Source organism: Arthrobacter sp. NPDC093139, from assembly GCF_044754165.1.
Taxonomy (GTDB): Bacteria; Actinomycetota; Actinomycetes; order Actinomycetales; family Micrococcaceae; genus Arthrobacter.
On sequence record NZ_JBIVOO010000001.1, the window covers coordinates 621653 to 640082 of the forward strand.

17 protein-coding genes and 1 pseudogene are annotated in these 18430 nt (G+C 63.4%); 14 read left to right on the top strand and 4 right to left on the bottom strand.

The features are described from left to right. Nucleotides 1-1299 carry a four-carbon acid sugar kinase family protein gene (locus ACIP90_RS02945; RefSeq protein ID WP_400576702.1) on the top strand — a complete coding sequence of 433 codons (1299 nt, stop codon included), beginning with the start codon at nt 1-3 and terminating at the stop codon, nt 1297-1299. 52 nt (nt 1300-1351) lie between these two features. Continuing rightward, the gene (locus ACIP90_RS02950) at nt 1352-2395 is read left to right on the top strand and encodes an alcohol dehydrogenase catalytic domain-containing protein (RefSeq protein ID WP_400576704.1); all 1044 of its coding nucleotides are present in this window, start codon (nt 1352-1354) and stop codon (nt 2393-2395) included. 126 nt (nt 2396-2521) lie between these two features. On the opposite strand, the gene ACIP90_RS02955 is transcribed toward ACIP90_RS02950, so the two are convergent. Continuing rightward, the gene (locus ACIP90_RS02955) at nt 2522-3379 is read right to left on the bottom strand and encodes an SDR family NAD(P)-dependent oxidoreductase (protein WP_400576707.1); all 858 of its coding nucleotides are present in this window, start codon (nt 3377-3379) and stop codon (nt 2522-2524) included. 125 nt (nt 3380-3504) lie between these two features. Here ACIP90_RS02955 and ACIP90_RS02960 point away from each other — a divergent pair, with 125 nt between their 5' ends. From ACIP90_RS02960 to ACIP90_RS02985, 6 genes are all read left to right on the top strand, one after another. Beyond that, nucleotides 3505-4431: a helix-turn-helix domain-containing protein gene (locus ACIP90_RS02960; RefSeq protein WP_400576709.1), complete on the top strand. Its 927-nt coding sequence runs from the start codon at nt 3505-3507 to the stop codon at nt 4429-4431. A 216-nt stretch (nt 4432-4647) separates the two neighbouring features. Next, the gene (locus tag ACIP90_RS02965) at nt 4648-5262 is read left to right on the top strand and encodes a dihydrofolate reductase family protein (protein ID WP_400576711.1); all 615 of its coding nucleotides are present in this window, start codon (nt 4648-4650) and stop codon (nt 5260-5262) included. A 153-nt stretch (nt 5263-5415) separates the two neighbouring features. Then, nucleotides 5416-5856: a CBS domain-containing protein gene (locus ACIP90_RS02970; RefSeq protein WP_400576714.1), complete on the top strand. Its 441-nt coding sequence runs from the start codon at nt 5416-5418 to the stop codon at nt 5854-5856. Between the two features lie 220 nt (nt 5857-6076). Further along, nucleotides 6077-6973: a LysR family transcriptional regulator gene (locus ACIP90_RS02975; RefSeq protein ID WP_400576716.1), complete on the top strand. Its 897-nt coding sequence runs from the start codon at nt 6077-6079 to the stop codon at nt 6971-6973. Nucleotides 6974-7117: 144 nt separating this feature from the next. Next, complete coding sequence (locus tag ACIP90_RS02980; RefSeq protein WP_400576719.1) at nt 7118-8419, top strand: aspartate aminotransferase family protein; 1302 nt, start codon at nt 7118-7120, stop codon at nt 8417-8419. Continuing rightward, nucleotides 8416-9903, top strand: coding sequence for an NAD-dependent succinate-semialdehyde dehydrogenase (locus ACIP90_RS02985; RefSeq protein ID WP_400576720.1), 1488 nt, complete (start codon nt 8416-8418; stop codon nt 9901-9903). The genes ACIP90_RS02980 and ACIP90_RS02985 overlap by 4 nt, the downstream gene beginning before the upstream one ends. Before the next feature lie 381 nt (nt 9904-10284). On the opposite strand, the gene ACIP90_RS02990 is transcribed toward ACIP90_RS02985, so the two are convergent. Together ACIP90_RS02990 and aztA are read right to left on the bottom strand one after the other, a co-directional pair. Continuing rightward, nucleotides 10285-11649 carry an amino acid permease gene (locus tag ACIP90_RS02990; RefSeq protein ID WP_400576722.1) on the bottom strand — a complete coding sequence of 455 codons (1365 nt, stop codon included), beginning with the start codon at nt 11647-11649 and terminating at the stop codon, nt 10285-10287. 411 nt (nt 11650-12060) lie between these two features. Further along, nucleotides 12061-12747, bottom strand: coding sequence for a zinc ABC transporter ATP-binding protein AztA (gene aztA / locus ACIP90_RS02995; RefSeq protein WP_400576723.1), 687 nt, complete (start codon nt 12745-12747; stop codon nt 12061-12063). Nucleotides 12748-12770: 23 nt separating this feature from the next. Here aztA and aztB point away from each other — a divergent pair, with 23 nt between their 5' ends. From aztB to ACIP90_RS03020, 5 genes are all read left to right on the top strand, one after another. Further along, complete coding sequence (aztB, locus tag ACIP90_RS03000) at nt 12771-13715, top strand: zinc ABC transporter permease AztB (protein ID WP_400576725.1); 945 nt, start codon at nt 12771-12773, stop codon at nt 13713-13715. Then, nucleotides 13696-14916 carry a hypothetical protein gene (locus ACIP90_RS03005; RefSeq protein WP_400576726.1) on the top strand — a complete coding sequence of 407 codons (1221 nt, stop codon included), beginning with the start codon at nt 13696-13698 and terminating at the stop codon, nt 14914-14916. Before aztB ends, ACIP90_RS03005 begins: the two co-directional genes overlap by 20 nt. Next, the gene (gene aztC / locus ACIP90_RS03010; protein WP_400576728.1) at nt 14913-15830 is read left to right on the top strand and encodes a zinc ABC transporter substrate-binding protein AztC; all 918 of its coding nucleotides are present in this window, start codon (nt 14913-14915) and stop codon (nt 15828-15830) included. The genes ACIP90_RS03005 and aztC overlap by 4 nt, the downstream gene beginning before the upstream one ends. A gap of 37 nt (nt 15831-15867) precedes the next feature. After that, nucleotides 15868-17088: a zinc metallochaperone AztD gene (aztD, locus tag ACIP90_RS03015; protein WP_400576731.1), complete on the top strand. Its 1221-nt coding sequence runs from the start codon at nt 15868-15870 to the stop codon at nt 17086-17088. A gap of 88 nt (nt 17089-17176) precedes the next feature. Further along, on the top strand, nt 17177-17509 hold the full coding sequence (locus ACIP90_RS03020) for a hypothetical protein (protein WP_400576733.1): 333 nt from the start codon (nt 17177-17179) through the stop codon (nt 17507-17509). On the opposite strand, the gene ACIP90_RS03025 is transcribed toward ACIP90_RS03020, so the two are convergent. Then, a complete protein-coding gene (locus ACIP90_RS03025; protein ID WP_400576735.1) occupies nt 17506-17796 on the bottom strand; it encodes an ArsR/SmtB family transcription factor in 291 nt (96 codons plus the stop codon). The genes ACIP90_RS03020 and ACIP90_RS03025 overlap by 4 nt on opposite strands. A 398-nt stretch (nt 17797-18194) precedes the next feature. Between ACIP90_RS03025 and ACIP90_RS03030 the strand changes: the two are divergent. Next, nucleotides 18195-18430, top strand: a pseudogene (locus ACIP90_RS03030) (ABC transporter substrate-binding protein); the annotation flags it as partial.

An 18430-nucleotide genomic window follows, 5' to 3' on the forward strand; every position in this document is an offset into this window, starting at 1 on the left:
ATGCCCGCTTTCGGTTTCGTCGCAGACGACCTCACCGGAGCCGCCGACGTCCTCGCCCAGTCACACCGCTACGGTCTTGAAGCTGTCCTCGTCATTGGCGACGCGCCGCTGCCCGTCGATGCCGACGTCGTCGGAATCGCCGGACCCTCCAGATCCCTGGCCGGGACAGCATTCGACAACCTGGTACGCAGGGATCTCGCCGGCATCGCCGCTCTCAACCTGGAGGTGCTTCTCTACAAGGTCTGCTCCACCTTCGACAGCTCCGTCACGGTCGGCAGCATCGGTCGCGGAATCCAGCTGCTTCATGAGCAATTTGCCCTGCACGGCCCAATCCCCGTCGTTCCGGCCCAGCCAGCCTTTGGCCGCTACACCGCTTTCAGCAACCACTACGCGACCCATGCCGGCCAAATCTACCGGCTGGACCGCCACCCGGTCATGTCCCGGCACCCGTCCACCCCCATGGCCGAGGCCGACCTGCGCCAGGTTCTGGCCGAACAGTTCGGCACCGGGGAAGTTCCCGGTGCCATCCACCTGCCCGCCTATGAGGACGGCACCTTCAAGGACGCCTGGGCGGACCGCCGGCGGGAGCCCGGAGCACCTGCCTTCGTCGTGGACGCCGTGGACGAACGCCACATGGACGCCGTCGCCGAAGCACTCACGCGGGAAGGACACGGGCACGGGCCTTCCATCGTCGTCGGATCAGGCGGCATTATGGCAGCACTGGCGCGGTCCATCTCGGACCACACTCCGCGCACACCTGGACCGCAGCAGCCATCAGGACCCGTACTGGCCATCAGCGCCTCTGCTTCCAGCACCACCGCAGAGCAGATCAAGGACGCCATCTCGCAGGGCTGGGAGGACGTGCCCGTATCTGCCGAGCTGCTGCAAGCGCATGACACCGCGGCTGTAGCCGCCTTGAACCAGCGCGTTTCGGCAGCCCTTCAGAAGGGCCGGAACGTCATCGTCCACACCACCCGGGGTCCTGGAGATCCTCGCTATGGAGCCGCCAAACCGGCTGATGCCGGCTACGTCGGAGCACTGATCGGAGGCATCGCCGCCCGCATGGCCACAGCCGGCCTCACCCGCGACATCGCCGTGTGCGGCGGAGACACCTCCAGCCACGCACTCATCGCCATGGGCGTGCGCGAACTGCGCGTCTCCGACCAGTTCGTTACCGCAGGCCCAATCCTGCAAGCCGACGGCGGCTCCGGAATCGCCGGATGCCGCCTGCTGCTCAAAGGCGGACAGGTCGGCCCCACCAACATCCTGCGCCGCTTCGCCGGCCAACTCCACGACTGATACCCATCCAAGCATTCCCACGCATCACCAGAACCAATGAAAGGCGGCCCCCATGCGGGCAGTAGTCAAAACCGCGGCCGAACGAGGCGTCAAATACGTCACCGACGCCGGAGACCCCAAAGCAACAGAAGGCACAGTTGTCATCGAAGTAGGTGCCGCATCCCTCTGCGGCACCGACCGGGAACTGTATGAATGGACCCCCTCCGCCCAGGCCTTCAACCTCAACCTCCCGGTCATCCTGGGCCACGAAGGCGCAGGCACCGTCGTCGAGGTCGGCGCCGGTGTCACCGGGCTGCGCGTGGGTGACCAGGTAGCCCTCGAAAGCCACCTCACCTGCGGACAGTGCTTCCCCTGCCGCACAGGAGATGCCCACACCTGCGAACGCACGGGCATCCTGGGCATGCACATTGACGGCGTCTTCGCCCAATACGCCGCCGTGCCCCAAGACATCTGCGTTAAACTCCCCACCGGCCTGTCCCTTGAATCCGGTGCCCTGCTCGAAGCAGCCGGCGTCGCAGTGCACGCAATCCAGCGCGCCGACTACTCCGTTGCAGGCCGGGCCGTGCTCGTCAGCGGCGCAGGACCGGTCGGCCTGGTGGTCGTGAACCTGGCACTGCTCATGGGAGCCTCCCATGTCATCGCCGTCGACCCTAACCCCTACCGGCGTGCGCAGGCTGAAAAGCTCGGCGCGATCGCACTGCACCCCGACGACGGCATCGTTGAGCGATGCCGCGAGCTGACCGGCCGTCGCGGCGGCTTCGATGTCGCCTTCGAATGCTCCGGAGCCCCGGGTACCCTGAGAACACTCTTCGAAGCCGTCCGCAGGGAAGCTACCGTCATCACCGTTGGCCACCCGAGCCGGCCAGCCGAGGTCGACATCGCGGCATACATCAACAAAAAGGGCATCACCCTGCGCGGAATCTTCGGACGCCGCCTCTGGGAAACCTGGGAACAAAGCCTGCTGCTGCTGGACTCCGGCCGGCTGGACCTCGACTGGCTCATCACCCACCGCATGAAACTCAGCCAAATCGACGAAGCCGTGGAACTACTCACCGGGGACGCCTGCAAAGTGCTGCTGATCCCGGACCTCGGCTGATCGGAGCCCAACTGCGGAACTGCCTCGGCAGAATCGCGCACCTAGGCCAGTACCAAGGTGACCAAGCGGGGTGTGCATACGTAATGCACACCCCGCTTTTCTCGGTTCCCTGCCCGGGCAGGGGAATTACTGGCGGGTCAGGACGTCGTCGTGGGCGAGGGAGGAGGACAGTTCGCGGTAGGCGTTGGCCTGTTCGAGGAGCAAGCGTGCCTTGTCTTCTGCGGTCTGGACGGCGTCGGCGCCGGCGAGGAAGCGCAGCGGCGGCTGGTCCTGGGCGGCGATCGTGATGAGGGCGGCGGCGAGTTTGGCGGGGTCTCCGCCCTGCTTGCCGTTCATGCCCTTCCAGGCCTCGATGGTGCCCTGGGTGCGCTGGTCGTAGTCATCGATCGAGACCTCGGGCCAGATCGTGGAGGCACCCTCGACGAGCAGTTCCGTGCGGAAGAAACCGGGTTCGACGATGGTGGTGTGGATGCCGTAGGGCTCCAGGTCAAAGCGCAGGGATTCCATCCAGCCCTCGGTTGCGAACTTCGAGGCGCAGTACGCGGCGACGAATTCCTGGCCGGTGAGCCCGGCGGTGGAGCTGAAGGTGATGACATGGCCGCTGCGCTGGGCGCGCATGACCGGCAGCACGGCCCGGGTGACGTTCACGGGTCCGAAGAAGTTCGTTTCCATCTGCTGGCGGAACTGGTCCGGGCTGATGACTTCGAAGAAGCCGGCGTAGAAGTTTCCGGCGTTGTTTACGAGCCTGTCGATCCGGCCAAACCTTTCCACAGCCGCTTCGACGGCTGCCCTGGCCTCGATTTCGTCGGTGATGTCCAGTGACACAGCGAGCAGGTTTTCGTGCTCACCAAGGGCCTCGGTGACGCGGTCTGCGTCGCGAGCGGTGCCGACAACGGCGTGGCCGGCGTTGAGGGCGGCGCCGGCGATATCGATGCCCATTCCGCGGGCGGCGCCGGTGATGAACCAAACTTCCTGAGCAGTCATGGTGTTTCCTTTTCGTGTAGGTGACTGTCTCAGTCAATATCGCTGGCAACGGGCTAGGGAGTCCCGGCCTACCCGGTTAACGGCAGTGACCCCCTAACGCCGGTTTTTGGGCGTAGCGTCAAAGGATGGACAGCGCCAGCGAGATCCGTGAATTCCTGATGACCCGGCGGGCAAGGATCACGCCGGAACAAGCGGGCCTGCCAGTCTTCGGGTACCGCCGACGCCGTGTCAATGGCCTGCGCCGGGAAGAGGTTGCCCTGCTGGCAGGGATGAGCACGGAGTACTACATTCGGCTCGAGCGGGGGAATGCCAAAGGCGTCTCGGAATCGGTTCTGGAGGGCATCAGCCAGGCGCTGAAGCTTAACGACGCCGAGCGGGTCCACCTCTACGACCTGGTGCGCGCAGCCAACGAAGGGGCGCATCCCGCACGCCCGCGCGGTCACGCCCGGGCGCAGCAAGTCCGCCCCGGGATCCAGAGGATGATTGACGCGATGACGTCCCTTCCCACCGTCGTTCAGAACGAACGGCTGGACATCGTCGCCTCGAACCAACTCGGCAGGGCGTTCTACTCAGAGATGTACGTCCAGCCGCAAAGACCGGCGAACTTCGGGCGTTTCCTCTTCCTCGACCCACGCTCCAGGGATTTTTACCGGAACTGGGACGACGCCGCCCGACAGACGGTGGCGCTCCTGCGCAGCGCGGCCGGCCGGGCACCCTACGACTGGGTCCTCAGCGACCTCATCGGGGAACTGGCCACCCGCAGCGACGACTTCCGCGCTCTCTGGGCAGCCCACGACGTACGGCTCCACCACTCCGGATCAAAACAGGTTCACCACCCGGTCGTCGGGGACCTGGACCTGACCTTCGAAGGACTGGAAGTGGCCACAGACAGAGGACTGTCCATCCTCGCATACACCGCCGAGCCCGGCTCCACCTCCCACGACAGCCTCCGACTACTCGCCCACTGGGCCGCAACCAACAACGAAACAACCCAGCACCCAGCACACGAGGACCACACAACAACGACCGCAGCTGAACAACACCACGACTGAGCCTCGACGGTATCAAGCTGCCAGTGGCGCTGATGCGCGTCTCTCAGTCAGCGGTCGAGTTCGGTCGGGTCATTGCGGGTGGCGGGCGGCCAATCCTTCGAAGCCGCCTCAGTAATGTCCAGCACAGCAACCAAAGCCATACCCGCCTCCCCTGGGTAGCCATGACCCTACAATGGCCGCAGAACTTCACCCGGTAAACAACAAAAGGAGCACACCATGGGAATCCTCTCCGTCGACCTCTTTATCACCCTCGACGGCGTGTACCAGGCGCCTGGCGGTCCCGACGAAGATCGCGAGGGCGGCTTTGAGTTCGGCGGCTGGCAGGGGGCGTATTTCGACGATGAGACCGGCGAGGCGATTGGCGCCGGCATCGACCGCATGGACGCGCTGCTGCTCGGACGCAAAACCTACGACATCTTCGCGGGGTTCTGGCCCACCCGGGGCAACGACGACCCGATCGCAGTGACGTTCAATGCCCTGCCGAAGTTCGTCGTGTCGCGTTCCCTGACTGAACCGGAATGGGTGGGCACCACGGCACTGTCGGATGTCGCGGAGGTGGCATCACTGAAGGACCGGTTCGAAGACATCCACGTCATCGGCAGCGGCGGCCTCGCACGGTCGCTTCTCGAGGCGGACCTCGTCGACCGGCTGAACCTCTTCCTATACCCGCTCACGTTCGGATCGGGTAAGCGGCTGTTCGCCGACGGCGCCGGCGTGCCGGCGGCGTTCCGACTCGCGCAGCCGCCGCAGGCGTTCCCAAAGGGCGCGGTCTCGCTTGTATACGAGCGCGCCGGAGCGCCGATCACGGGCGTCGACATCAGCCAGGCGTAGGGGCCGGGGCAGCGTCCGCGGCATCGCCGCGCTCCGTCCCGGAAGGCGCGGAATCGCCGTCGACATCGGCGCTGGCCTCGGCGTAGGCTGGCAGCATCGGCGCATGTGCCCGGTGGACTCTGCGTCGATACCTCAATCGATGAAGGAGGACAAATGAGTGCTGTACGTGAATTCATGACTACGGATGCACGGTGTGTTACGGAGAACCAGTCCCTCGTAGACGCCGCACGGATGATGATGGACCTGGACTGCGGATCCCTGCCGATCTGTGGTGACGACGGCAAGCTGAAGGGCATGATCACTGACCGGGACATCGTGCTCAAGTGCGTTGCTGTGGGCCGTGATCCACGCGAAATGATGGCCCGCGACCTCGCCACAGGCACGCCCCACTGGATTGACGCCGATGCAAACGTTGACGCCGCGATCGAAATGATGGAGAAGTACCAGGTTCGGCGGCTCCCGGTTATTGCTGACCACAAGATGGTGGGCATCATCAGCCAGGGTGACATCGCGCGCAACTACTCGGAGGAGCGGGTGGGCGAACTGGTCGAGCACATCTCGGAACGCAAACCCATGCAGTCGAGCAGTTCATAAAGTCAGGCAATTCATCAGCAAACAAGCGCCACGGAGCACACTCCGTGGCGCGATCTTGTGCCCGCTCATGGGCGCCGCTTTCTGCTGCAGAATACGATAGACAACGTCGGATCGATTCGAACAGCTGATCGGATAGCTCTGGGAAAATCCATGCGCGGCCAACCTGGCCATGCATTACCCTCAGCGCATCTCGACATCGGATAGCCAGGAAGCAAGCACAATGCTAGATGTTCACCGCCTCACGCTGCTGAGGGAAGTCAAACTGCACGGCAGCATGAGCGCAGCAGCACGGGAACTCGCGTATAGCCATTCCGCCATTTCGCAGCAGCTGGGTGTCCTGGAGAAGGAAACTGGCGTGATCCTGCTGGAAAAAGTCGGTCGCAACGTCAAGCTCACTCCGGCCGGCGAGGAACTGGTGCGCAACACAGAAGCGATCCTCGCCGCCATTGAGCGTGCGGAAGCTGATTTGGCAACATCGCACCAGCGGGCCCAGGGCGTAGTTACCGTCGCTGCCTTCGCAACCATCAGCCGCAGCGTTATGCCAACGGCTATGGCGGAATTGGCTCGAAACTTTCCGGGCCTGGATGTGCGTCTCCGCCGCGAGGAACCGGAAATGGCTGTCATGCAACTGATGTCGCGACAGGTGGATGCAGTAGTAACTGACGCATTTCCCGGCACGCAAGGGGCTCCACATGGCGGCATCCACACCACGGTGATCGGTCAGGACCCCATTCGGGGCTACCTCCCCCACGGCGTGACCTTTGAGGACTTTGACCAGCTCCGCAACGCGCGCTGGGTCGTCGAACCCCTTAGCTCGGCGTCCTCGCAATGGGCCTTACGGGTATGCCGGGAGCGGGGGTTTGAGCCCGTCGTCGCGCACGTCTCCTCGGACCTCCTTTTTCATCTCAGGATGGTCGAACAAGGGCTGGCCGCAGCATTTTTGCCGGATATGGTCGTGCGCGAGGCAGGCAGTGATGTTGTCCCGAGTTCCTGGCTTCCCTCTGATCAACAGCGAAGCATCCAGTATCTGGTCAGGTCCGGGTCGGAACACAGCGTGGCACTGGCGGCCGTGCGGGAAGCAATCGTCCAGGCATTCCAGTTGAATTCCAACCTGTAAGTATCAATTACAGATAAGCGTCAATAACATTCGCTTTTGTTTACTGGGTTGCTTAGCTACATTTGCTACTACGCCGGAATCCCTTGCAAGCATGTGGTAGTTCCTGCCGAAACCATGGCCGCGCCTGGAAGGGAGCGAATTCACATGTCCCTCAACGACATTTCATCTCCGAGCGACTCCTCCACAAGGCTGCTCGAAGGGCCTGCTCTTTGGCCTGCCCAGGCACACACCCCGACAGTACTCGGCCGGCAGCTCGTCATAGACCGCGGCGAAGGATCCTACGTCTTCACGAACGATGGCCGCCGCCTGTTTGATGGGACAGCTGGCTTGTGGCACGCCAATATTGGCCATTCGAATCCGGAGCTGGCTGAAGTCGCTTTCGATCAGATGAAGCGGCTTGAGACCTATCACATCTTCGCCCGCTTCACGAACGACAAAGCCCTTGCCCTCGGTGAGCGGCTTGCTGAAATCTCGCCGTTTGACCGTTCGAAGGTGATTCTGAACTCGGGCGGCTCCGACGCCATCGACGTCGCCTGCAAACTGGCCCGCCGCCACTGGCAGCGTGAAGGCCGGTCCAGCAAGAAGATCATTCTTAGCCGCGAGTTCGCCTACCATGGCCTCCACGCCTACGGCACGAGCATCGGCGGCCTTGACTTCAACCGCGAAGGCTACGGCACCGATTCCCTCGTCCCCGAAACGGCCCGGGTCTCCTTTAACGACCCGCAGCATGTCGAGGCCGTCGTCGCTGATGTGGGCCCCGAGAACATCGCGGCGATCGTCACCGAACCTGTCCAGGGCACAGGAGGCGTGAATCCGCCCGTACCGGGCTACCTTGAGGCCATTCAAAAGATCTGCCGCGAGAACGACATCCTCTTGCTCCTCGACGAAGTGATTACCGGCTTCGGTCGCCTCGGAACGATGTTCGCAGCCGAACGCTACGGCATCGAACCCGATCTGGTGATCTTCGCCAAGGGAGTCACGTCCGGTTACGCACCCCTTGGCGGAGTCCTGGTAAGCCCACGCGTGTGGGAACCGTTCTACGTCGACTCACCGGATACGCCCATCTTCCGTCACGGGGCCACGTACGCCGGGCACGCAACCGCCGCTGCAGTAGCCCTGCGCCACCTCGAAATTCTGGAGCGCGACCTGCTGGTTCCTCGCGTCAAGGAACTTGAAACAGTGCTGCGCACAGAATTCGACAAGCTGGCCCAGCGACAGGCGGCAGTTACCGACGTGCGCGTGGCTGGACTGCTCGGAGGTGTCACGCTCGCCGACCATCTGAAGGCTGAACAGGTCTGCGACGATCTGATCGAGCTTGGATACATCGCCAGGTCCCTGCGAGGCAACACCATACAGGTCAGCCCGCCGTTCATCATCAGCGACCAGGAACTCACGCTGTTTGTCACCGCCATTGAGCAAGCAATAACCGAAAGAGAGAACCGATGAGCCTCACAACCAACGTAGCTACGCCGCTTATCACGGCGGACGCCGACAGCCTCCGGCACGCGGATGCAGTCATCCGATCCATCAACCTGCCCAGCGAAGGCATCGCAGTCCAGGATCCTGCCACCGCCGAGACGATAGCCCACGTCCCCGACGCTGATGTCGAGGCAGCGCTCAAGGCCGTCGCCACTGCCGACAAGGCCGGAGATGCCTGGGCGAAGACCTCGCTCCGCCACCGCGCCGACGTGCTGCGCGCCTGGTACGACAAGCTCGTCGCCCACTCCGAGGACCTCGCGTACCTCATCTCGCGCGAGATGGGCAAGCCGCTCGCGGAGGCCCGGGGCGAGGTCAAGTATGGCAACGACTTCGTGCGCTGGTACGCCGAGGAGGCCGTGCGCCCCGCTGGGAACTTCCGCGAGACGCCCGACGGCGGTGCGAACCTGCTGACGCGCCGCTCCCCCGTGGGCCTCGCTGTGCTCATCACCCCGTGGAACTTCCCCCTCGCCATGGCGACCCGGAAGATCGCGCCGGCCCTGGCAGCGGGCTGCCCCGCCGTCATCAAGCCCGCGACCCTGACGCCCCTGACCACCTACTTCGCGGTGCAGCTCGCCGTCGAGGCCGGCGTGCCCGAGGAGCTGGTCCAGGTCGTCACCACGTCGAAGTCGGGCGCCTTCAGCGAAACCGTCCTCCTCGACCCGCGGGTGCGGAAGGTGTCCTTCACCGGCTCGACGCCGGTGGGCCGCCGGCTCCTGGAGCTCGCCTCCCAGAACGTGCTGCGCAGCTCGATGGAGCTCGGCGGCAACGCCCCGCTCATCGTCTTCAACGACGCCGACCTCGAGCGCGCCGTCGACGGGACGTTCGCAGCGAAGCTCCGCAACGGCGGGCAGTCCTGCATCGGTGCCAACCGCATCTACGTCCAGGACGGCATCGCGGATGACTTCGTGGCGGCCCTCACCGATCGCTTCGCCCAGATCAAGGTCGGACACGGCCTCGGCACGGGAACTGGCCTCGGCGCGCTCATCGACGACCGAGCGGTGGCGGAGATGAAGGCCTACACCGAGAACGCCGTGAGCCTCGGTGCCGAGCTGCGCACCGGCGGCCACGGATTCGACTCGCCGGGCAACTTCTTTGCCCCGACCGTCCTGGACCGGGTCTCGGAGGATTCCGACGTCGCCACGTCCGAGATCTTCGGACCCATCGCCGCCATCCAGCGGTTCAGCTCGGAGACCGAGGTCATCGCCCGTGCGAACGCGACTGAGTTCGGGCTGGCGGGCTACGTGTTCACGGAGAACCTCGACCGTGCCTTCAACGTGGCCGACAGCCTCCAGACGGGCATCGTGGGCATCAACCAGGGCGTGCCCTCCAACGCTGCGGCCCCGTTCGGCGGCATCAAGCAGTCGGGCCTCGGACGCGAAGGAAGCGCAGAAGGCCTCGAAGAATACGAGAACATCCGCTTCTACAACGTGGCGCGACGCGCCACTGCCTAGTTCTCGCTCTGGCAACGCATCAGCCTGCCGCTAGCTGGGGCAGCTGAGCTTGTGCGCAGCAATAAATAGCACGTATCCACTTGGGACCGGCGTCGGTATTGGCGCCGGTCCCAATGGCGTGGTTGCCGGACTGTGGCTGTCCCCACCCTTGACGGGAAGCCTTCCTGAAAGGTCCGACGCCGGCGCCACGTGTGCACCCACGTCACCAAGGGTGCGGCAGCAGCGGAAGTCAGGCGCCGCCGTCGTGAGCGCCAAAGTACGGGCAACGCCTTGATGCAAAAGGAGGTTGTGGCCCGGTCCCAAGGGATCACCGGACCACAACCTCCCGTTCCGATTAGCACCGCGCTCTTACACGGATCTACTGCCGGCTCGTGGCGATTCCTACTGATGCGTCTCGGCCAGGTCCGAGGATCGGACTGCAGCTTTCTTCTCTTTCTGAAGCGCGATCTTCTTTCGTACGATCGGCCAGAACAGTACCAGGGCGCCGGCCGCGACAAAACTCGTCCACACCTGGGTCCGGCCGCTCTCGGTCGACATCATGATGGCTACGATGCCGATGGCACCAGCGATCAGGACGATGTTGAGCCAGGGGAACAGCCAGACCTTGAGCTTGAGGTTCGCGCGCTCCTCAACGGTCATCTTGATTCTCAGGCGCCACTGGGTGACTGCAATAAATACGTACACGAACAGGGCTACCAGGCCAGTTGAATTCATGATGAAGTCATAAATCCCCGAGCTCGGCGCGATGAAGTTCACGAGGGTTGCAATGAGACCGCCGATGGTCGAGGCAATCACAGCGAGAGCCGGGACGCCGCGCTTGGTGCGCTTCGCCACGACCGCCGGCGCAAGCCCCTGTTCGGCAAGGGCGGCGAACATGCGTGATGCGGAGTATGTACCCGAGTTGAGTACCGAGATCACAGCGGTGAAGATGACCAGGCCCATGAGGATCTCGGCGCCGGGCACGCCGAACAGCGAGAATACGTAGGTGAACGGGGCAATGACGGAAGGTTCGGGGAGCTGATTCCACGGGACGATCGTGACGATGACGAGAATCGCCCCGACGTAGAAGAGCATGACGCGCCAGATAACCGTGTTCGCGGCTTGCCGGATTCCCTTGCCCGGGTTTTCTGACTCTGCTGCCGCCATAACAGCGATCTCCGTGCCAAAGTACGAGAACAGAACCAGCGCAATGCTGGAGAGCACCACGCCCAGTCCGTTCGGCATGAATCCGTCGTGCATCCAGAGATTCGAAACCGAGAATGTGGCGTTCGGCCAGAGCCCAAGCGCGAACAGCACGCCAGCAGCGAGGAACACTACAATCGCGACCACTTTGACGCTTGCGAGCCAGAACTCCGTTTCCCCGAATGTGCGAAGCGAGATGAGATTGGTGCACACGAAGATCCCGAGCAGAGCAAGCGAACCAGCCCACGCGGGCAGCGCGGGAAACCAGCCGTGAAGGATGCCGCCGCCGACGACGGCTTCATAGGCGATGACACCTACCCAGAAGTACCAGTACAGCCAGCCGACGAGGTACGCAGCCCAGTTGCCAAGGCCCACTCGGGCGTACTCCATGAAGGAACCAACCGCTGGCCTGGCCGCTGCCATCTCCCCGAGCATGCGCATGGCCAGGAAGACAAACAATCCGCCGATTGCATAAGAAAGCGTAGCTGCCGGTCCCGTGCTGCGGACGATGTTGGCCGAGCCGACGAAAAGGCTTGCGCCGATAATCCCGCCGAGGGTGATCATCGTGACGTGACGGCCTCGCAGCTTCTTCCCGTGAGCCTGGTTATGGGCACCTGTCCCGCCTGCGGCCTCGGGGGCAACGTGACGGTCGTCCTGCGTGATTTGTGAGGGTGTCGATTCAGCGTAATGTTCCCTGGTCATGATGAAGGCTCCTGTGCTTTATGAATCTTTTGCGGGATACATGGCTCGTGGACGGGGACGACTGGCGTAGCTGCTCGGATTGGCAGGGGTTGGGTGAGACTCAATGAGCTGCTCCTAAAGGGAAGGCCTAATCAGCAGGCGACCCGGCCCGCTGGGTGAAGCAACCGTATAAGGGCCAAAAGGTAGAAAAAAGCGAAAATTCCTGACAGCAAACAGTTAGCTTTCCTTACAGGTGCCCGTGCATCCGGAGGTGAAGTCGCCGCTCAACAGGAACTACGGCGTCCCACTCTTCGGCGGCGCGTCGGAACTGACGCGTCCTCTGTCCAGCGTGACAACCCGGTCCGCGCGTTCAATATCTCCAAGGTCATGGGTTGACTCGATGACTGTCACGCCACGCATCAGCTCTTCTGCAATCGCTGCTCGAATCAGTTGATGCGCTGCACGGTCCAGGCCGGCCGTGGGCTCGTCCAGGATGAGGATGTCCGACTCCTGCGCCAGCCCTTGGGCGATGAGGGTGCGCTGGTGCTGACCGCCGGACAGTTCGCTGAGCTGGCGGCCGGCCAGGTCCTCAATCCCCATCCTCTTCATCGCCGCGGCGACCACCCGCCGGTCCAGGGCACGCAGTGGCAGCAATCCCCGCCTGTGCGGCCACCTGCCCATCTCCACCGCTTGACGAACGGTGCACGGCATGGACTCCGGTGTTCGGGTTTGCTGGATGACAAAGGCAGGGCGGCCGGCGGTGACGGACACCGCTCCCTGCGCCGGCTTCAGCACTCCTGCTGCCAGGGCGAGCAGTGTCGACTTCCCGGACCCGTTTTTGCCGGTCAGCACTGTGTGCGTGCCCGACTCGAAGGTCAGCGAAACCTCCGCCAATGCCTGCCTGTCCGGATAGGCGTATCCAGCGTTGCTGAAGATTACCGATGACACTGCATCTCTTCTCTTGTTGCGAATAAGTCTCATTAGCTAGTGTACGATGAACCGCGATGGAATTGTTACTTGATCCCCTAAGCGCTTCGTTCGTCCAACGCGCCCTGCTCGGCGGCGGCCTTGTCGCAATCGTTTGCGGCGTCGTCGGAACCTGGGTAGTCGTGCGAGGAATGGCCTTCCTTGGCGACGCGATGTCACACGGACTGCTGCCCGGCATTGCAATCGCCTCGCTCCTCGGCGGCAACCTCATCATCGGTGCGGCCGTGAGCGCCGCGGCGACGGCGGCCGGTGTTTCGGCCATCACCCGGAACCGTCGCGTCTCCCAGGACACCGCCATTGGACTGCTGTTCGTCGTCATGTTGTCCCTCGGTGTAATCATCGTGTCGGCCTCGGGCTCATTCGCCGTGGACCTCACCGGTACGCTCTTCGGCGACGTTCTGGCCGTCGAGACGAAGGACATCACGGTGCTGTGCGTCGTCGGCGTCGTCGTCCTGGCGGCGGCTGCGATTTTCCACCGCGCGTTCATGGGGGCTGCATTCAACCAGCAGAAGGCGGCGACACTCGGGCTGAGGCCCCGCCTGGCCCACTTCGTGCTGCTGTGTCTGATCACCCTTGCCGTGGCCGCGTCATTCCAGGTGGTCGGAACGCTCCTGGTCTTTGGCCTGCTCATCGCGCCACCCGCGGCTGCTTTGGTCTGGGCAAAGTCGGTCCGGGCGGGCATGATCCTCGGCTCCGTGATCGGCGTCGCCAGCGTGGTCGTCGGTCTCTGGGTCTCCTGGTACGCGTCCACCGCCGCCGGCGCCACCATTGCCCTTGTTGCAGCCCTGTCCTACTTCGTCTCCGCCCTTGCCCGTTCCATGGTCCGCAAAGATGCCATGGTCCCCCGCACCACAGTCCCCCAGGACGGCCCGGCCGCAGCTGCTGCCGAATCCGCGCCAACCCGCACGCCCGCATCACAGCCAGAATTGGAGCCCCTTTCCAGTGCAGCGCACCACCCCTAAACTCCCCATCCTTCTGCTTAGCCTCCCGCTGCTGCTGTCCGCCTGTGCGGACACCAGCACAGGCAACCAAACCACTCCCGCCCCGGAGACGACGCCCCACGGCTATGTCGCCGGCGCGCAGGAAAACCCCGAGCCGCAGAATGGTCTGCTCACCTTCGACCGGGAGACAGGGAAATCGCAACTGCTTTCCCTCCTGGCCGATGCGACGGTCGACGCCGGGACGTTTGGCCCCATCGACGCCGTCCAGCAGGATGGCCGCTACGCCCTGGTCACCACACAGGACGGCGTGAAGGTGTTTGATACCGGCGCCTGGACAGTGGACCACGGGGACCACATGCATTACTACAGCTCCGAGCCTCGTCTGCTGGGCAGCATCACCCTGCCGGACGCTGGTGTTGTGGCCGGAGACGGCAAGTCCGTGGCGGTGTTCTCTGAAACCGGTGGTTATGCGTCAATCTATAAGCACAAGGACCTGGACGCGGGGCAAGTCGTCGAATCCGGCCGCATCACCACCACACCGCACACGGGCAGGGTGATCCCCTACGAAGGGCACTTCATAGCCACCACTGCCGGCGAAGGCGCCGCTTCCGGAGCGGTGGAGGTTCGCGACGCCGAGAACCACACAGTGCTCAGTGGACAGCCATGCGTTGGTTCCTCCGCACACGCCACTACCCGTGTGGGAGTCGTGCTGGCGTGCAATGACGGCGCCCTGCTCATTACCGAGGACGACGGCAAGTTCGCCGCAGAGAAGATCCCGTATCCAGCCAAGGCCGGCGGCATTCCACCCGCAAGAAGCCTTGAACACCGCCCGGGCTCCAACGAACTCGCCGCACCCGCGGGCGACGGCGGCATATGGCACCTGAATGTCTCAAAACGTACCTGGACTTATCTAAAGACTGCCGCTCCGGTAGTCGCTGCCTCTGCGGTCGGCGACACCAAGCGCGTGCTGGCCCTCGGCGTCGACGGTTCTCTGATGACGCTCAATCCGGCCACCGGCAAGATGACCGCCAAAGCCCCGATGCTCCGGCCCCTTTCGGCAACTGCAGACAACATCCCGCAGCTTCGCATCGACACATCCCGTGCCTACCTCGGGGATCCTGCCGGTTCAAAAGTCCATGAAATCGACTACGCGGACGGGCTCCGGGCCGCCCGGACCTTCAATGTCCCGGCCGCCGACATCGTGCTGGAGACCGGGCTGTGAAGCGCAGGGCAGCAACGAAGCTGGGCGGTGCCCTACTGGCGCTCACCCTCGCGCTGAGCGGATGTTCGGCAGCAGCGGCTGGGCGGCCCACCGTCGTCGTCACCACCAACATCCTGGGCGACATCACACGCAATCTGGTGGGCGACCAGGCGGACGTGGTGGTGCTAATGGAATCGAATGCCGATCCGCACTCCTTCGGCATCTCCGCCAAGCAGGCTGCGGTCATCGAGAATGCAGATCTTGTCATCCACAATGGGGCGGGCCTGGAAGAGGGCGTCCTCAACCACGTGGAGGCTGCCGCTGCGGAAGGTGTCCCTACACTGGCGGCGATGGACGCCGTCGAGCCCTTGAAGTTCACCAAGGACGATGGCGACGGCGCCGTGGACCCTCACTTCTGGACCGATCCCTCCCGGGTGGAGCTTGCCGCTGAAGCGATCGCCGAGAGCGTCGTGGAGCACGTGGACGGGCTGGACAGCACGAACGTGCGCTCCAAGGCGGCCAACTACAAAGCAGAGCTGGAGAAGCTTGAGGCCTCGATGGAGAAAAGCTTCGCGGCTATCGACCCGGGCAAACGCAAGCTCATCACCAACCACCATGTCTTCGGCTACCTGGCACAGCGGTTCGGTTTCGATGTCATCGGAGCGGTCATTCCCAGCGGAACCACACTCGCCTCGCCCAGTTCGGCAGACCTCAACGACCTCACCGGAAAAATCCGTGCAGCGGGCGTCGTGGCCATCTTCGCGGACTCCTCACAACCTGAACGCCTGGCCCAGGTGCTCGCCGCCGAGGCGGGACAGGATATCGCAGTGGTCCCTCTCTTCACCGAATCCCTGGGAGCAGAAGGCTCCGGGGCCCACACCTACCTCGAAATGATGCGTACAAACACCGACCGCATCACCAAAGCATTGTCCTGAAGCACCACTCACCCGCCCCATAAAAAGGAAAACACTTATGCATCACCGCACCAGACCCGCCCGCCTACTCACGGCACTGACCGTCACCGGCCTGATGCTCGCCGGCTGCGGCGCCAACGCCACCCCAGCGGGCAGCAGCGCCACGAGCCCGTCAGCCAGCGCGTCCGCCGTTGCCGAGGCGCTCCCGCGCCTCGTGACCACCTACGACGGCGGCATCAAGGTCCTGGACGCCAGGTCGTTCGAGGTCCTCGGGGACTTCCCAATGGAAGGCTTCAACCGGGTGAACCCGGCCGGGGACGGCCGCCACGTCATCATCTCCACCACCGAAGGCTTCAAAGTGCTCGACACCGGCGTATGGAGCGAGGGCGACAAGCACTACGCCCAGGACCCGGCCATGACGGACATCAACTTTCCCGCCAGCAAGCCCGGCCACGTAGTCCGCCACGACGGCAAGACCATCCTGTTCAGCGATGGAACCGGCGAAGTCACTGTCTTCGAATCGAGCGACCTGGCCAACGGGCAGCCCAAGACCGAAACGCACAAGGCCAAGGAAGCCCACCACGGCGTCGCCGTCGAACTCTCCAACGGCGAACTGGTCCTCACGCTGGGCAACGAGGAAGAACGCCCCGGCATCGTTGTGCTGGACAAGGACGGCAAGGAAATTGCCCGGAACGAGGACTGCCCTGGCGTGCACGGCGAAGCCACCGCCGCAGGGGAAACCGTGGTTATCGGATGCGAGACCGGCGTCCTGATCTACTCCGGTGGAAAGATCAGCAAGCTGGACAGCCCCACGAAGTACGGCCGCATCGGCAACCAGGCCGGTTCCGAGGAATCCGAGGTGACCCTGGGCGACTACAAGAAGGACCCGGACGCTGAACTCGAGCGCCCCGAGCAGATTTCCCTGATCAACACCAAGACCAAGAAACTCACCCTGGTAGATCTTGGAACCAGCTACAGCTTCCGCTCCCTTGCCCGCGGACCCCACGGCGAAGGGCTGGTGCTCGGCACTGACGGCGCGCTGCACGTGATCGACCCGGAGAAGGCAACCGTGACGAAGAGCATTCCCGTGGTTGCACCTTGGGAGGAGCCGCTGAAGTGGCAGGAAGCACGGCCCACGATTTTCGTCCATGGCCACACAGCCTTCGTCACGGAACCGAAGACCAAAACCATCCACGCCGTGGACATCGAGTCCGGGAAGATCAACGGCTCCGGCAGCCTGGAAGTGACCCCGAACGAATTCACGGGCGTCAGCGGATAAAGGGACCCCTGCCCTGACATGTGAGTCTGAAACGCAAGGGACCGGCGGCTACGATAGCCGCCGGTCCCTTTGCGTTTCCTGCGTCCTAGTGCTCGTCGTAGTGGCCTTCGTGTTCGGCGTGCCGGTGGCCGTCGTGGACGTAATCCACGTGGTCTCCATGCTGAACCGTCTCGTGTGTGCAGTCCGGCCCACCATGCTGGTGCTGGTCCGGGGTGTGTTCCGCCGGGTCATCGTGCTCGTCGTAGTGGCCTTCATGTTCTGCATGCCGGTGGCCGTCATGGATGTAGTCCACATGGTCCCCATGTTGCACGGTGACGTGATCGCAGTCGGATCCCCCGTGTTGATGCTCGGCGAGGCTGTGTTCGGCTTGGACTTCCTCTGTCATGATGTCTCCTTCGCGGGCGCCGGAGGCTTCTCCTAGCGTTCCTGGCTATGTTCGATGGCATCTTGAATGACGTTGGCCACGTGGTCATCGGTCAGGGAGTAGATAGTCTCCCGCCCTGACCGGGCGGCAGTGACCAGATTGATCCCCCTCAACAGGCGCAGGTGTTGGGAGACCAGGGGCTGGGACAACTTTGTTGCCTCAGTCAGCGCGCTTACGGACGACGGTTCGTGAGCCAGCGCGGACAGGATGAGGAGCCGTGACGGGGCGGAGAGCGCCTTGAATAGCTCCGCTGCCCCCGCGAGGGATTCCTCATCAGAAATCACATAAACATATAAGCATTCCCGCATGCTTCGGACAAGTAGTGCGGGCTGTAGCTCACTGGTTCCAAGGCATGGTTAGTGCGTTTATTGCAACTATGTCAGGCCCGGATTTCAAGGGTTCTCCCGGCGGGTCCTGCTCGAAGCGCAGTCGACTCTAAGGCAGACGGAGCGGATATGTCAACAGTCTAATAGATGAGCTGCTCAACAGTTGAAGTAGAACTGTTGAACTGTTGACATTCGGCGATTTAAAGGGTTCTATTGCTGAAGCAGAACGAGATCTAAATCACTCAGATGCCGACGCCGCCTCGCTTGTCCTCTCAGGATGTCGAGAGGGAGGCAGCGGAAAGCCTGCCACCGCTTTAGCCGGCCTTTGCGGCTGAATCCATTCGAAGGGAACCACTATGAAGACCATCAATAAAGTCCAGACGGCGGCCGCAGGGCTTGCTGTCCTGCTGGCCCTGACTGCTTGTGGCGGCGCGGCCACCGGCCAGGGAGGGGACATTCCCAAGACGCAGAACACCCGTGACATTTCCGAGGGTGTCCAGCCGGATGCGGCCGCGGTGGCGTTGCTGCCGGAGTCCTACAAGGCCAAGGGTGAAATCACGGTGGCGATGGATTTGAGTTCCCCGCCGATGAC